Genomic DNA, 13,423 nt, shown 5'->3' with positions numbered 1-13,423 from the left:
CAAATGACGGCACTTGACTACACGCGTATAACCGCGCGCGGACATCCCTTGACATGGATCCCCCTTCCGCGCGGCCAGGGGCGCGTTAGGGGAGGCATCAAGTGACCAGTAGATCCTGGACGTTCAGGACGGCCGCCACGGTCGTCGCCCTCGCGGCGGCGTCGGCGACGTTCTCGACGTTCGCCGTGGCCGAGGCCGCCGACACCGCGCCGGTGAAGGCACCGGCGGCGGACCGCCACGACCCGCAGCCGGCCGAGGCGCATGAGCACGACTTCGACGGGCCGCTCAGCAAGACGCAGGACGCCCAGCGCGAGGAGGCACTCAAGCAGGTCATATCCGGCGAGGCCACGGTCAAGGAGAAGGACGGCTCCAAGGTCGTCCAGCTCCACAGCCGCAAGGGCGACAGCAAGTATGTCGAACTCGGCCGCGAGAAGACCGACAAGATCTTCACGATCCTCGTCGAGTTCGGCGACCAGATCGACCCCCGCTACGGCGGCACCGTCGGCCCGCTGCACAACCAGATCGCCAAGCCGGACCGCACCAAGGACAACTCCACGGCCTGGCAGGCGGACTACGACCAGAAGCACTTCCAGGACCTGTACTTCGGCACCGGCAAGAACACCGAGTCGCTGAAGAAGTACTACGAGAAGCAGTCGTCGGGCCGCTACTCGGTCGAGGGCGAAGTGACCGACTGGGTCAAGGTCCCCTACAACGAGGCCCGTTACGGCTCCAACGACGCCACGACCGGCGCCTGGTACGCAGTCCAGGACGGCGTCAACGCCTGGGTCGCCGAGCGCGAGGCCGCCGGTGACACCGCCGCCGAAATCAGGGCGGAGCTCGCCGAGTTCGACCAGTGGGACCGCTACGACTTCGACGGCGACGGCGACTTCAACGAGTCCGACGGCTACATCGACCACTTCCAGATCGTGCACGCCGGTGAGGACGAGTCCGCCGGCGGCGGCGCCCAGGGCGAGGACGCGATCTGGGCCCACCGCTGGTACGCCTTCGGCACCGACGCCGGCTCCACCGGCCCCGACAGCAACAAGCTCGGCGGCACGCAGATCGGCGACACCGGCATCTGGGTCGGCGACTACACCATCCAGCCGGAGAACGGCGGCCTCGGCGTCTTCGCCCACGAGTACGGCCACGACCTCGGTCTGCCCGACGAGTACGACACCTCCGGCGGCGGCGAGAACTCCACCGGCTTCTGGACGCTGATGTCCTCCGGTTCCTGGCTCGGCACCGGCAAGGAGTCCATCGGCGACCTGCCCGGCGACATGAACGCCTGGGACAAGCTGCAGCTCGGCTGGCTCGACTACGACGTCGCCAAGGCGGGCGTGAAGTCCACCCACAAGCTGGGCGTCGCGGAGTACAACACCAAGGACGCGCAGGCCCTCGTGGTCCAGCTGCCGGACAAGACGGTCACCACCGAGGTGGTCGCCCCGGCGCAGGGCTCGACCCAGTGGTGGAGCGGCAGCGGCGACGACCTGCGCAACACGCTCACCCGCACGGTCGACCTGACCGGCAAGACGTCCGCGTCCCTGACGCTCGACGGCTGGTGGGACATCGAGCAGGGCTACGACTACCTGTACACCGAGGTCTCCACCGACGGCGGCGCCAGCTACACACCGATCGACGGCACCCTGGCCGACGGCAGCGCCATCCCGCGTGACGGCAGCGGCAAGCCCGCCCTCACCGGCACCGCCGCCGCCTACCAGAAGCTGACGTTCCCGCTGGACGCCTACGCGGGCAAGCAGGTCAGCCTGCGCTTCCGCTACGCCACCGACGGCGGCGTGGCCCAGAAGGGCTTCACGGCCGACGAGATCACCGTGACGGCGGACGGCGCGACCCTGTTCTCCGACAACGCGGAGACCGCCGACGCCGCCTGGACGGCGAAGGGCTTCAGCCGTATCGGCGCGGCCATCACGGACGACTACGCGCAGTACTACATCGCCGAGAACCGCCAGTACGTGTCGTACGACAGGACCCTCAAGGTCGGTCCGTACAACTTCGGCTTCTCGACGACCCGTCCCGACTGGGTGGAGCACTACCCGTACCAGAACGGCCTGCTGATCTGGAAGTGGGACACCTCGCAGGCGGACGACAACACCAGCCAGCACCACGGTGAGGGCCTGATCCTGCCGATCGACGCCCACCCCACCCCGCTGAAGTGGGCGGACGGCACCGTGATGAACTCCCGTCTGCAGAGCTTCGACTCGCCGTTCAGCCGCTACCGCACGGACGCGATCACCCTGCACAAGGCGGACGTCGCGGTGAAGATCAAGTCCCGTCCGGGCGTCCCGGTCTTCGATGACGGCAAGTCCACGTACTACGACGCGTCGACCCCGCTCGCGGGCGTCAAGGTCACTGACACCAACACCTCCATCAAGATCGTCAACGAGGCGCTGAACGGCTCGACGATCACCGTGAAGGTGGGCCCGTCGGCGAAGTAGCCGACGTTTCCGCAGGTCAGACATGCTTCGGCGGCGACCCCCTGGCGGGTTGCCGCCGATCGTGTTTAGGTGCCTCCTGTGCTTTTCTTATTGACACCTGCATCGACTCCGAGACACACGGGGGTGTGACCGCATGGCCGCAGGAGGCTTCTGCAAGCTGCCGGACGGCATGGTGGTGGTGGCACTGAACCTGCCCAGCCCCATGGCCGACGCCGTCACCGGCGTGCGCGTCCTCGTCCTCGCCCAGAACCGCGCCCGAGCCCTGACCAGGCTCCGCAACCTGGGTCTTCGCGCCGTCTACCTCCGCGGCAACGCGGCCCCGCCCACCCCGGACGAGATCACGGCGGTCCTGCACCACCCCGACGGCCTGATATGGCGTACGGACCCGGACAACGGCGTCGTCACGACGGTCCCGGAGCTGTGGCGACCGATCAGGTCGCTGCTGCGCAGACCGGCGGCGCAGACGTAGGGGGCGGCCCTGACCGGACACGCGCACCGGTCGGTCGTGGTCGGTCCTGGTCGCGGTCAGTCGTAGAAGAACAGTTCGAGATCCTCGACGGACCCGGGTCCGGTGAGGAAGGCCTCGGCCCGGGCGATCTCGTCCTCCGGCGGCGCCTCGCCCGCCAGGAGCCGCCGCATCCACAGCTCGCCCTGCTCGCCGACCGCGTAGATGCCCGACAGCAGCTCGGCCATGCCCGCGGGCCGCGGCGGGCCGTGCCCGGCCACGGGGTGCAGCCGCCAGCCGCCCGCCCGGGCGGCCAGCCGGAGCACACCGGCCCAGTTGGCGATCCGGCCGATGCGTACATGCCACGAGTCCGCGGTGAACGGGGGGAGCCGGCCGTCGTGCAGGGCGTGGGTGGCGGCCCTGATGTCCGCCATCACCTGCCGCTCCAGGGCGTCCCGCACCCAGCGCCCTTCCTGGGCGTCCTCGACGGCGGCGGACCACCACTCCCAGGCGCCGTCGAGCCGGCCGGCGAAGGTGCTCATGAGATGCCCGCGCGGACGGTTCCGGGCGCCTACTGCACGACCGGCTTGCCGGACAGCTCCACGCCCGCCTCTCTCATCTCCTCGATCGCCCGCTCGGTGGTCTCCTGGGCCACGCCGGCGGTCAGGTCGAGGAGGACCTGGGTGCGGAACCCCTCCCGGGCCGCGTCCAGGGCGGTGGCCCGGACGCAGTGGTCGGTGGCGATGCCGACGACGTCGACCTCGTCGATCTCCCGGGCGCGCAGCCAGTCGCCCAGGTGCACGCCGTTCTCGTCGGCGCCCTCGAAGCCGCTGTAGGCGGCCGCGTAGGCGCCCTTGTCGAAGACGGCGTCGATGGCGCCGGAGGCGACCGCCGGGGCGAAGTTCGGATGGAAGCCCACGCCCTCGGTGCCGGCGACGCAGTGCGCGGGCCAGGAGTGGACGTAGTCGGGATTGTCGGCGAAGTGGCCGCCGGGGGCGATGTGGTGGTCGCGGGTGGCCACGACATGCCGGTATCCGGCGGGAGCCTGCCCGATCAGCTCGGTGATCGCGGCGGCCACGTCGGCACCCCCGGCCACCGCGAGGCTGCCCCCCTCGCAGAAGTCGTTCTGCACGTCAACGACGATCAAGGCGCGGCGCATGGTGGGTGTCCTTCGACTATGGGTGAAACTACGAGCCTAGAGACTTCGGCGGCGGTGCGGGAGGGGGCATGGCGGGGCGTGCTGGGCGTGCGGGTCGGCACGGGTCCTAGCTACCCGAGCGCCCCTGTACATACTCCGTCGGAATGACGGGTTCCCCGCGCGAGAGCTGTGTCGCGGACAGCGGCAGACCGGCCCGGGCCGCGATGTGCCGGTCGCGGACGACGTCCAGCGGCTCGCGGGCCACTATCTCGCCGCCCTTGACCAGCTCCACCAGCAGCTGCCGGTCGGCCAGCGACTCGGGGACCGGCCCGGTGCCGACGACCTCGGCCTCCGCCACGCCGTCCTCGTCCAGGCGCCGCGCGGCCCACTTGCGGCCGCCGACGGAGGTCTTGCCGCCGGTCGACCTCTTCGCCACCGGTACCAGCGGCGCCTTGGGAGCGGCGGACTCGGCGCGGGCGACCAGCTTGTAGACCATCGAGCACGTCGGGTGCCCGGAGCCGGTCACCAGCTGGGTGCCGACGCCGTACGCGTCCACGGGGGCCGCGGCCAGTGAGGCGATCGCGTACTCGTCGAGGTCCGAGGTGACGATGATCCGCGTGTCGGCGGCCCCCAGCTCGTCGAGCTGGGCGCGCACCCGGTGGGCGACGAGCAGCAGGTCGCCGGAGTCGATGCGGACCGCGCCCAGTTCGGGCCCGGCGATCTCCACCGCCGTACGGACCGCCTCGGCGACGTCGTACGTGTCCACGAGGAGGGTGGTGCCACGGCCCAGGGAGTCGACCTGGGCGCGGAAGGCGTCGCGCTCGCTGTCGTGCAGCAGGGTGAAGGCGTGGGCGCTCGTCCCCACCGTGGGGATGCCGTAGCGGAAGCCGGCCGCCAGGTCGGAGGTGGTGGTGAAACCGCCGACGTACGCGGCGCGGGAGGCGGCCACCGCGGACAGCTCGTGGGTGCGGCGGGCACCCATCTCGATCAGCGGGCGCTCCCCGGCCGCGGAGGCCATCCGGGAGGCGGCCGCGGCGATCGCCGAGTCGTGGTTGAGGATCGAAAGGATCACGGTCTCCAGGAGCACGCACTCGGCGAAGGAGCCCTCGACCCGCATGATCGGCGAGCCCGGGAAGTACACCTCGCCCTCCGGATAGCCCCAGATGTCACCCGAGAAGCGGTACGCGCCGAGCCAGTCCAGCGTCTCCTCGTCGACGATCTTCCGTTCCCGCAGGAAGCCCAGCACGCCCGCGTCGAAACGGAAGTTCTCCACGGCGTCCAGGACCCGGCCGGTGCCCGCGACCACGCCGTAGCGCCGCCCCTCCGGCAGCCGCCGGGTGAAGACCTCGAACACGCTGCGCCGCCCGGCGGTACCGGCCTTCATCGCGGCCTGCAGCATCGTCAACTCGTACTGGTCCGTGAACAGTGCCGTCGAGGGGACGTCCACGGGCAACCCAAGGTCCGCTACATCCACGGTAGCTCTCCTAGTCACGAATTCTCGGGTACCCCCGGGGCGGCCGGGGGTCCGGGGGGCGTCCCCCGGGGTATGCGGCATGGCGAGATCGTACTCCCTTTTCGTCGGTGTGACGATTTCAGTGATGCGTGGCAGCATGGGCCCTGTGACGTCACCCGCTCCCGTAGAGATCGAACGCACCGAGTCGGCGGAGGAGGTCTTCGCCGTACCTGAGCCGGACGTCCCCTGGATCACCATCGTCCACAACGACCCGGTGAACCTCATGAGCTATGTGACGTACGTCTTCCAGACGTACTTCGGCTACTCCAAGGACAAGGCCACCAAGCTCATGCTCGATGTCCACCACAAGGGCCGGGCGGTCGTCTCCAGCGGTACCCGCGAGGAGATGGAACGCGACGTGCAGGCGATGCACGGCTACGGTCTGTGGGCCACCCTCCAGCAGGACCGGAAGTAGTCACCTCACCCATGCCAGGACACTTCGAACCGCTCCCCGGCGGCGGCGCGGCCGTCGCCCTCGACGACGTCGAGATCTCCATCATCCGGTCGCTGGCCGTGCAGCTCCTGGAGCTCATCGGCCCCGGCCCCGCCGAGGACGCCCCCGACGACCCGCTCGCCGAGCTCTTCGCCGAGGGCCCGAGCGAACCCCCCGCCGACCCGGTCCTCAGGCGCCTGTTCCCCGACGCCTACACCGACCCCGAGGCGTCCCCGGGGCCCGCTCAGGCGCAGGAGCAGCGGACGTACTCCGCCGAGTTCCGCCGCTACACCGAGAACGACCTGCGGGCCGGCAAGCGCGAGAACGCCCTCGCGATGGTGCGCTCCCTGGACGCGCTGACCGTCGACGACCGGGAGGTGGCGGTGCTGTCGCTGTCGCCCGAGCAGTCCCGGCAGTGGCTCGGCGCGCTCAACGACCTGCGCCTGGCGATCGGCTCCCGGCTGGAGATCACCGACGAGGAGGACACCGATCTCCTCTACCGGCTTCCGGACGAGGACCCGCGCAAGCCGATGGTGATGGCGTACCTGTGGCTGGGCGGGCTTCAGGAGACCCTCGTCTCCACCCTTATGACGTGACATGTGAGGGTTTTGTGTTCGCTCAGCGGACGCTCAAATCCGGATAACGATCGCGTTACCGGTGCGGCCGACTGTGTCCCTTTTGTGCCCTGTTTGACCGCTTCTTCTTGTGTGATGCGCCACATCCACCCTCGGTGATCAATATTGCGGGCGTGATAAATCTTCACGACCGCCCGGCGAACACCACCCGAATGTCCGCCGGGTGCGCCACGTGGCCGACGGATCGTCGGCCAGGCACGGGCGGGCCCGCGAAACCCGCTCAGCTCCATCAATCCGGGGGGATCGAGACCCGATCCGAGGCCGACGAAGGCCCGGGTCGGCATGGAGAAAGGCGCACCACGACATGACCTCCGCTCAGGTCGACACGGACAAGGCCCCGAAAGATTCTGAAGAGGGGTACGAGCGCGGACTCGGCAGTCGCCAGGTCCAGATGATCGCGATCGGCGGCGCCATCGGCGTCGGCCTGTTCCTGGGAGCCGGGGCGAACATCGCCAAGGCCGGCCCCAGCCTCATCTTCATGTACGCCCTCGCGGGCGTGATCATCTTCTTCATCATGCGGGCGCTCGGTGAGCTCCTGCTCTACCGCCCGGTCTCGGGCTCCTTCGCCGAGTACTCCCGTGAGTTCCTCGGCCCGTTCTTCGGCTACTTCACCGGCTGGACGTACTGGCTGATGTGGGTCGTCACCGGCATGGCCGAGCTGACGGCCGCCGCGATCTACGTCAACTACTGGTTCCCGTCCATCCCTCAGTGGGTGACGGCCCTGGTCTTCCTGGTGATCCTCTTCGGGGTCAACCTGATCTCCGTGAAGCTCTTCGGTGAGCTGGAGTTCTGGTTCTCGATGGTCAAGGTCACCGCGCTCATCGGCATGATCGTCATCGGCCTGGGCGTGCTCACCTTCGGCTTCAGCTCCGCCGGCGACACCGCCGCCGTCTCCAACCTGTGGGCCTTCGACGGCTTCTTCCCCAAGGGCATCGGCTCCTCCCTGATGACCCTGCAGGGCGTCATGTTCGCCTACCTCGCCGTCGAGCTGGTCGGTGTCACGGCCGGCGAGTCCGAGAACCCGGAGAAGACCCTCCCCAAGGCGATCAACTCCCTGCCCTGGCGCATCGCGCTGTTCTACGTCGGCGCTCTCACCGTCATCCTCTGCGTCGTGAAGTGGACCGAGTTCGCCCCGGGCGTCTCGCCCTTCGTCGCCGCCTTCGCGAAGATCGGCATCCCGGCCGGCGCGGGCATCGTCAACTTCGTCGTGCTGACCGCCGCGCTGTCCTCCTGCAACTCCGGCATGTACTCCACGGGCCGCATGCTGCGGAACCTGGCCGAGAGCGGCGAGGCCCCCGCGGCCTTCAAGAAGCTGTCCTCGACCAAGACGCCGGCCTTCGGCATCACCGTCTCGGTCCTCTTCATGGGCATCGGCGTGGTCCTGAACTACGTCGTCCCGGAGAAGGCCTTCGGCTACGTCACCTCCGTCGCCACCGCGGCCGGCATCTGGACCTGGCTGATGATCCTGGTCAGCCACGTCCTCTACCGCCGCGCGGTCGACGCGGGCCGACTGCCCGCCTCGTCCTTCCCGGCGCCGGGCGGCGCGGTGTGCTCCTACATCGCCATCGTGTTCCTGCTCTTCGTCACGGGCCTCATCGCCTACGACGCCGACTCCCGCGTCTGCCTGTACGTGATGGCCGGCTGGGCCGCCGCCCTCGCCATCGGCTGGGCCGTGCTGAAGTCCCGCAACCCCGAGGTCACCCGGCGCCGCGAGACGCACCTGGAGAAGGTGGGCTGACCACCACCGAGGACGTCCGGCCGCAGGGAGCACTCGTGGCGCCCCCTCCGGCTGCCGCTCAGGACGTCCGCGATGTGGGCCCTTCCGTACCGCTCTTCGGTACGGAAGGGCCCCTCTGCTTATGCTGACGAGCATGCTGACCATCACCCAGGCCCTCGTCGACGAGATCGTCGCGCACGCGCGCAAGGACCACCCCGACGAGGCATGCGGCGTCGTCGCGGGCCCGGCGGGCTCGGACCGCCCCGAGCGCTTCATCCCCATGCTGAACGCGGCCATGTCGCCCACGTTCTACGAGTTCGACTCCGGCGACCTGCTCAAGCTGTACCGCGAGATGGACGACCGCGACGAGGAGCCGGTGGTCATCTACCACTCCCACACCGCGACCGAGGCCCACCCCTCCCGCACCGACATCTCCTACGCCAACGAGCCCGGCGCCCACTACGTCCTCGTCTCCACCGCCGACACCGACGGACTCGGCGAGTTCCAGTTCCGCTCCTTCCGGATCGTCGAGGGCGAGGTCACCGAGGAGGAGGTCAGGATCGTCGAGGCGTACTGAGCGGCCGTCCAGCAGGACGCCAGCAGGGCGCAGAACTGGTGTGTCTCACTGCTCGGCCGTATTCCGTCCACGATGTGGGATCACACTCAAGGGCCCGGGGCGGGAATCGATACGATGAGCCCATGGTTGTGAACGACGTGAGCGAGAAGACGCCGGGCGTACTGCTCGTGGCGCGGCTGCACGTCGACCTGTGCAGGCTCGCCAGCGCCATCTGTTGACGCTGCCCCTGCCGCCGTACGGCCCGTGAGCCGCGGCGCGACGCTCGACCCCGCTGTACCTGCGCTGCCGCGCGCTTACCGACCTGACCACTCCCGACAGGAGCCCTGAGCCATGGCCATCGAGGTCCGCATCCCCACCATCCTCCGCCAGTACACCGACGGTCAGAAGGCGGTGGAGGGCAGCGGTGACACCCTCGCCGACCTGTTCGCCGACCTCGAGACCCGGCATGCGGGCATCCAGGCCCGCATCGTGGACGACGGCCAGCTGCGCCGCTTCGTCAACGTCTACCTGAACGACGAGGACGTCCGCTTCGTCGACGGCATCAACACCAAGCTGACCGACGGCGACACCGTGACGATCCTGCCGGCCGTGGCCGGCGGCATGGCCTGACAGGTCGCTGACCGCTCATGCGTTACGACTCCCCGCTGGCCGCGGTGGGCAACACCCCTCTGGTGCGCCTGCCGCGGCTGTCGCCGTCCCCCGAGGTCCGCATCTGGGCCAAGCTGGAGGACCGCAACCCCACCGGCTCGGTCAAGGACCGCCCCGCCCTGCACATGATCGAGCAGGCGGAGAAGGACGGCCGTCTGACGCCCGGCTGCACCATCCTGGAGCCGACCAGCGGCAACACCGGCATCTCCCTCGCCATGGCGGCCAAGCTCAAGGGCTACCGCATGGTCTGCGTGATGCCCGAGAACACCTCCCAGGAACGCCGGGACCTGCTCGGCATGTGGGGCGCCGAGATCATCTCCTCCCCGGCCGCGGGCGGCTCCAACACCGCCGTACGCGTCGCGAAGGAGCTGGCCGCCGAGCACCCCGACTGGGTGATGCTCTACCAGTACGGCAACCCCGACAACGCGGGCGCCCACTACGCCACGACCGGGCCGGAGATCCTCGCCGACCTCCCGTCCGTCACCCACTTCGTCGCGGGCCTCGGCACCACCGGCACCCTGATGGGCGTCGGCCGCTACCTCCGCGAGCACAAACCCGACGTCAGGATCGTCGCCGCGGAGCCGCGCTACGACGACCTCGTCTACGGCCTGCGCAACCTCGACGAGGGCTTCGTACCCGAGCTGTACGACGCCTCCGTCCTGACCACCCGTTTCTCCGTCGGCTCCGCGGACGCGGTCACCCGCACCCGTGAGCTGCTCCAGCAGGAGGGCATCTTCGCGGGCGTCTCCACGGGCGCCGCGCTGCACGCCGCGATCGGCGTGGGCAGGAAGGCGCTCAAGGCGGGGGAGAGCGCCGACATCGTGTTCGTCGTGGCCGACGGCGGCTGGAAGTACCTCTCCACCGGCGTCTACACCGCCGCGACGACCGAGGAAGCGATCGAGACCCTCCAGGGCCAGCTCTGGGCGTGAGCCGCGGCAGGCCCTACCTCGTCAGGTGACGGACCTGGTCCCACAGGACCGGGTCCACCACACCCACCCGGCGCCGGAAGTGCGCCACCGGCACCTGGCGCAGTTCGTCCGTCTCCAGGAAGCTCGGCCGTCCCTGCGCGTCGCCGACGGCGCCCGGCGGCAGCGGGATCACCCCGGACCGCTCGTCGCGGTACCTGCTGGTGATCTTCGCGACCGTCACCCGGTCCCCGCGCACCACCAGCACCAGACAGGGCCGGTCCTTCGCCCGCCCGTCTCCCACCGCCGCCCTACCCGACGCGCTGCGCGCGGCCCCTTTTGATTCTGGTCCGTCCTCGAACGGCACGTTCGCCCACCAGATCTCCGCCGGCTGCGGCCGCCCCGCCACCCCGTGCCCTCGGGCCGGCCGGCCCGGCGGCCGCGACCTGCGCCCCGCGGGGCGACGACCGCGTCCCCAGCCGTCGACGAGCGTGGCGACGAGCGCGAGCAGCACCACCGCCGCGAGCGCCAGCCACCAGGACGTGTCCATGAGGAAGACGTTACCGGCGCGCATCCGACAGCGCGCGCCCTCTCACGCCCTCCACGCTCCCCCACAGCCCGAAAGACGTGCGGGTACCCCCACCGAGACCAGCCGATCCGGTGACAGCACAGGTGAGTTCGCCCACAACGGCCCCTGGCGGAGGAGCGACCAGACGTTTTGCGCCTTACGCTCGACGAACCGCACGACCCCCGTCGCCCCTTTCACGACCGTTCGTTTCACGATCTTTCCCGGCATATCTCTTCGGTTCCCGCCAACGGAGGTTTCTGCTTTATGAAGCTCACCGTCGTCGGCTGCTCGGGGTCGTTCCCGTCCGCGGAATCGGCCTGCTCGAGCTACCTCGTCGAGGCCGACGGCTACCGGCTGCTTCTCGACATGGGCAACGGCGCCCTGGGCGAGCTGCAGCGCCACTGCGGTCTCTACGACCTCGACGCGATCTTCCTGAGTCATCTGCACGCCGACCACTGCATCGACATGTGCGCGTACTTCGTGGCGCGCTACTACCGGCACGACGGCGGACGCTGCGACCCCATCCCGGTCTACGGACCGGAGGGCACGGAGCACCGCCTCACCACGGCCTACGCCGACACCCCCTCGGCCTCCTCCATGAGCGAGGTCTTCGACTTCCACACGGTCAAGCCCTCCACCTTCGACATCGGCCCCTTCACGGTCCACACCGAGCGGGTGGCCCACCCGGTGGAGGCCTACGGCATCCGCGTCGAACACGGCGGGAGGACGCTGACCTACTCCGGCGACACGGGTGTCAGCGCGGCCCTCGACGAACTCGCCCGCGACGCCGACCTGTTCCTGTGCGAGGCCGCCTTCACGCACGGCAAGGAGAACATCCCCGACCTCCACCTCAACGGCCGTGAGGCAGGTGAGACGGCGGCCCGCGCGGGCGCCCGCCGCCTGGTCCTCACCCACATCCCCCCGTGGACCGACCCGCAGGTCAACCTCGCGGACGCGCGGGAGGTCTACGACGGTCCGGTCGAGCTGGCGGCGCCGAGGGTCACGTACGAGATCTGACCTTCACGGACTTGCACAGACTTCGAGCACGACGAAGGCCCCCGGAGCAGTTCAGGGCTCCGGGGGCCTCGTGCGTGCCGCGCGGGCGGCCTACGCCTTGGTGAGGTCCTCGACCTCCTCCTCGGGCTCGCGGCCCGGGGTGGGGAGGTTGAACTTCGTGATGGCGAAGCGGAAGACGAAGTAGTAGATCGCGGCGAAGACCAGGCCGATGGGGATGATCAGCCAGGGCTTGGTGGCGAGGTTCCAGTTCAGGCCGTAGTCGATGGCGCCCGCGGAGAAGGTGAAGCCCGCGTGGACGCCGAGCGCCCAGGTGACCGCCATGGACAGGGCGGTGAGCACCGCGTGGATCGCGTACAGCACCGGCGCGATGAACAGGAACGAGAACTCGATCGGTTCGGTCACACCGGTCACGAACGAGGTCAGCGCGAGCGAGACCATCATGCCCATCACGGCCTTGCGGCGCTCGGGACGGGCGGCGTGGGCGATCGCGATCGCGGCGGCCGGCAGTCCGAACATCATGATCGGGAAGAAGCCCGACATGAACTGACCGGCGGTCGGGTCGCCGGCGAAGAAGCGGTTCAGGTCACCGTGGACGAGCTCGCCCGCGGCGTCCTTGAAGTCGCCGAGCTGGAACCAGGTGACGGTGTTGACGAACTGGTGCATGCCGATCGGGATCAGCGCGCGGTTGATGAGACCGAACAGCGCCGCGCCGAAGGCGCCGAGGCCGGTCATCCACTCGCCGAAGTCGGAGATGACCTCACCGATCGGCTCCCAGACCAGGCCGAAGAAGACGCCCATGAGCGTGCCGACGAAGGCCATGATGATCGGCACCAGACGGCGGCCGTTGAAGAAGCCGAGCCAGTCCACCAGCTTGGTCCGGTGGAAGCGCTGCCAGAGCACGGCGGACAGCAGGCCCATGAGGATGCCGCCGAGGACACCGGGGTTGTTGTAGGTCGCGGCTATGTCCGCCCCGGCCTGCACCTTGGCCTCGGTGACCGGGAAGGCCTTCAGGACGTTGCTGTAGACCAGGAAGCCGACCAGGGCTGCCAGCGCGGTCGAGCCGTCCGCCTTCTTGGCGAAGCCGATCGCCACACCGATGCAGAACAGCATCGGCAGATTGTCGAAGAGGGCTCCACCGGCAGTGGCGAACACGGCTGCGACCTTGTCCCAGCCGAGGCCGTCCTTGCCGAACACGTCGGCCTGCCCGAGCCGCAGCAGCAGACCCGCCGCCGGCAGCACGGCGATGGGCAGCTGCAGGCTGCGGCCGACCTTCTGCAGGCCCTGGAACAGGCCGGATCCCCACTTCTTCGTGGGGGCCGCCGTAGGCGCGGTGGCGGTGCTCATAGACTTCCTCCATCGTGGTGGTCTACACCA

Annotated in this window: 15 protein-coding genes; 10 read left to right on the top strand and 5 right to left on the bottom strand. The window is 69.4% G+C overall.

The window, feature by feature from the left end; all coding sequences use genetic code 11:
• Positions 1-101: 101 nt before the first annotated feature.
• Positions 102-2,453 carry an immune inhibitor A domain-containing protein gene (locus ACPT94_RS22195; RefSeq protein ID WP_425246636.1) on the top strand — a complete coding sequence of 784 codons (2,352 nt, stop codon included), beginning with the start codon at positions 102-104 and terminating at the stop codon, positions 2,451-2,453.
• A 133-nt stretch (positions 2,454-2,586) separates the two neighbouring features.
• Complete coding sequence (locus tag ACPT94_RS22190; RefSeq protein WP_425246635.1) at positions 2,587-2,922, top strand: hypothetical protein; 336 nt, start codon at positions 2,587-2,589, stop codon at positions 2,920-2,922.
• A 56-nt stretch (positions 2,923-2,978) separates the two neighbouring features.
• On the opposite strand, the gene ACPT94_RS22185 is transcribed toward ACPT94_RS22190, so the two are convergent.
• The 3 genes from ACPT94_RS22185 to ACPT94_RS22175 all read right to left on the bottom strand — a co-directional run bounded on the left by ACPT94_RS22185 (position 2,979) and on the right by ACPT94_RS22175 (position 5,510).
• Entirely contained in the window at positions 2,979-3,440 is a 462-nt protein-coding gene (locus ACPT94_RS22185) for a hypothetical protein (protein ID WP_425246634.1), read from the bottom strand.
• A gap of 29 nt (positions 3,441-3,469) precedes the next feature.
• Entirely contained in the window at positions 3,470-4,057 is a 588-nt protein-coding gene (locus tag ACPT94_RS22180) for an isochorismatase family protein (RefSeq protein ID WP_425246633.1), read from the bottom strand.
• Between the two features lie 106 nt (positions 4,058-4,163).
• The gene (locus ACPT94_RS22175) at positions 4,164-5,510 is read right to left on the bottom strand and encodes a nicotinate phosphoribosyltransferase (RefSeq protein ID WP_425246632.1); all 1,347 of its coding nucleotides are present in this window, start codon (positions 5,508-5,510) and stop codon (positions 4,164-4,166) included.
• 136 nt (positions 5,511-5,646) lie between these two features.
• On the opposite strand from ACPT94_RS22175, the gene clpS reads away from it, so the two are divergent.
• From clpS to ACPT94_RS22140, 7 genes are all read left to right on the top strand, one after another.
• Positions 5,647-5,964 carry an ATP-dependent Clp protease adapter ClpS gene (gene clpS / locus ACPT94_RS22170; protein WP_425246708.1) on the top strand — a complete coding sequence of 106 codons (318 nt, stop codon included), beginning with the start codon at positions 5,647-5,649 and terminating at the stop codon, positions 5,962-5,964.
• An 11-nt stretch (positions 5,965-5,975) separates the two neighbouring features.
• On the top strand, positions 5,976-6,578 hold the full coding sequence (locus ACPT94_RS22165) for a DUF2017 domain-containing protein (RefSeq protein WP_425246631.1): 603 nt from the start codon (positions 5,976-5,978) through the stop codon (positions 6,576-6,578).
• A gap of 343 nt (positions 6,579-6,921) precedes the next feature.
• The gene (locus ACPT94_RS22160) at positions 6,922-8,355 is read left to right on the top strand and encodes an amino acid permease (protein WP_425246630.1); all 1,434 of its coding nucleotides are present in this window, start codon (positions 6,922-6,924) and stop codon (positions 8,353-8,355) included.
• Between the two features lie 133 nt (positions 8,356-8,488).
• Complete coding sequence (locus ACPT94_RS22155; RefSeq protein ID WP_425246629.1) at positions 8,489-8,911, top strand: M67 family metallopeptidase; 423 nt, start codon at positions 8,489-8,491, stop codon at positions 8,909-8,911.
• Between the two features lie 122 nt (positions 8,912-9,033).
• A complete protein-coding gene (locus ACPT94_RS22150; RefSeq protein ID WP_425246628.1) occupies positions 9,034-9,129 on the top strand; it encodes a putative leader peptide in 96 nt (31 codons plus the stop codon).
• Positions 9,130-9,241: 112 nt separating this feature from the next.
• Positions 9,242-9,520 carry a MoaD/ThiS family protein gene (locus ACPT94_RS22145; RefSeq protein WP_397958832.1) on the top strand — a complete coding sequence of 93 codons (279 nt, stop codon included), beginning with the start codon at positions 9,242-9,244 and terminating at the stop codon, positions 9,518-9,520.
• A 17-nt stretch (positions 9,521-9,537) separates the two neighbouring features.
• A complete protein-coding gene (locus tag ACPT94_RS22140) occupies positions 9,538-10,488 on the top strand; it encodes a PLP-dependent cysteine synthase family protein (RefSeq protein ID WP_425246627.1) in 951 nt (316 codons plus the stop codon).
• A gap of 13 nt (positions 10,489-10,501) precedes the next feature.
• Here ACPT94_RS22140 and ACPT94_RS22135 read toward each other — a convergent pair whose 3' ends face one another.
• Positions 10,502-11,014: a type II toxin-antitoxin system PemK/MazF family toxin gene (locus ACPT94_RS22135; RefSeq protein WP_425246626.1), complete on the bottom strand. Its 513-nt coding sequence runs from the start codon at positions 11,012-11,014 to the stop codon at positions 10,502-10,504.
• 282 nt (positions 11,015-11,296) lie between these two features.
• Here ACPT94_RS22135 and ACPT94_RS22130 point away from each other — a divergent pair, with 282 nt between their 5' ends.
• Entirely contained in the window at positions 11,297-12,049 is a 753-nt protein-coding gene (locus ACPT94_RS22130) for an MBL fold metallo-hydrolase (RefSeq protein ID WP_425246625.1), read from the top strand.
• A 90-nt stretch (positions 12,050-12,139) separates the two neighbouring features.
• Here ACPT94_RS22130 and ACPT94_RS22125 read toward each other — a convergent pair whose 3' ends face one another.
• The gene (locus tag ACPT94_RS22125; protein WP_425246624.1) at positions 12,140-13,393 is read right to left on the bottom strand and encodes a PTS transporter subunit EIIC; all 1,254 of its coding nucleotides are present in this window, start codon (positions 13,391-13,393) and stop codon (positions 12,140-12,142) included.
• Positions 13,394-13,423: the final 30 nt, after the last annotated feature.

Origin of the sequence: Streptomyces aurantiaciflavus (genome assembly GCF_049808595.1) — a bacterium.
GTDB lineage: Bacteria > Actinomycetota > Actinomycetes > Streptomycetales > Streptomycetaceae > Streptomyces.
The sequence above is the reverse complement of the archived record's forward strand: the minus strand, read 5'-3'. Positions and strand labels throughout refer to the sequence as shown.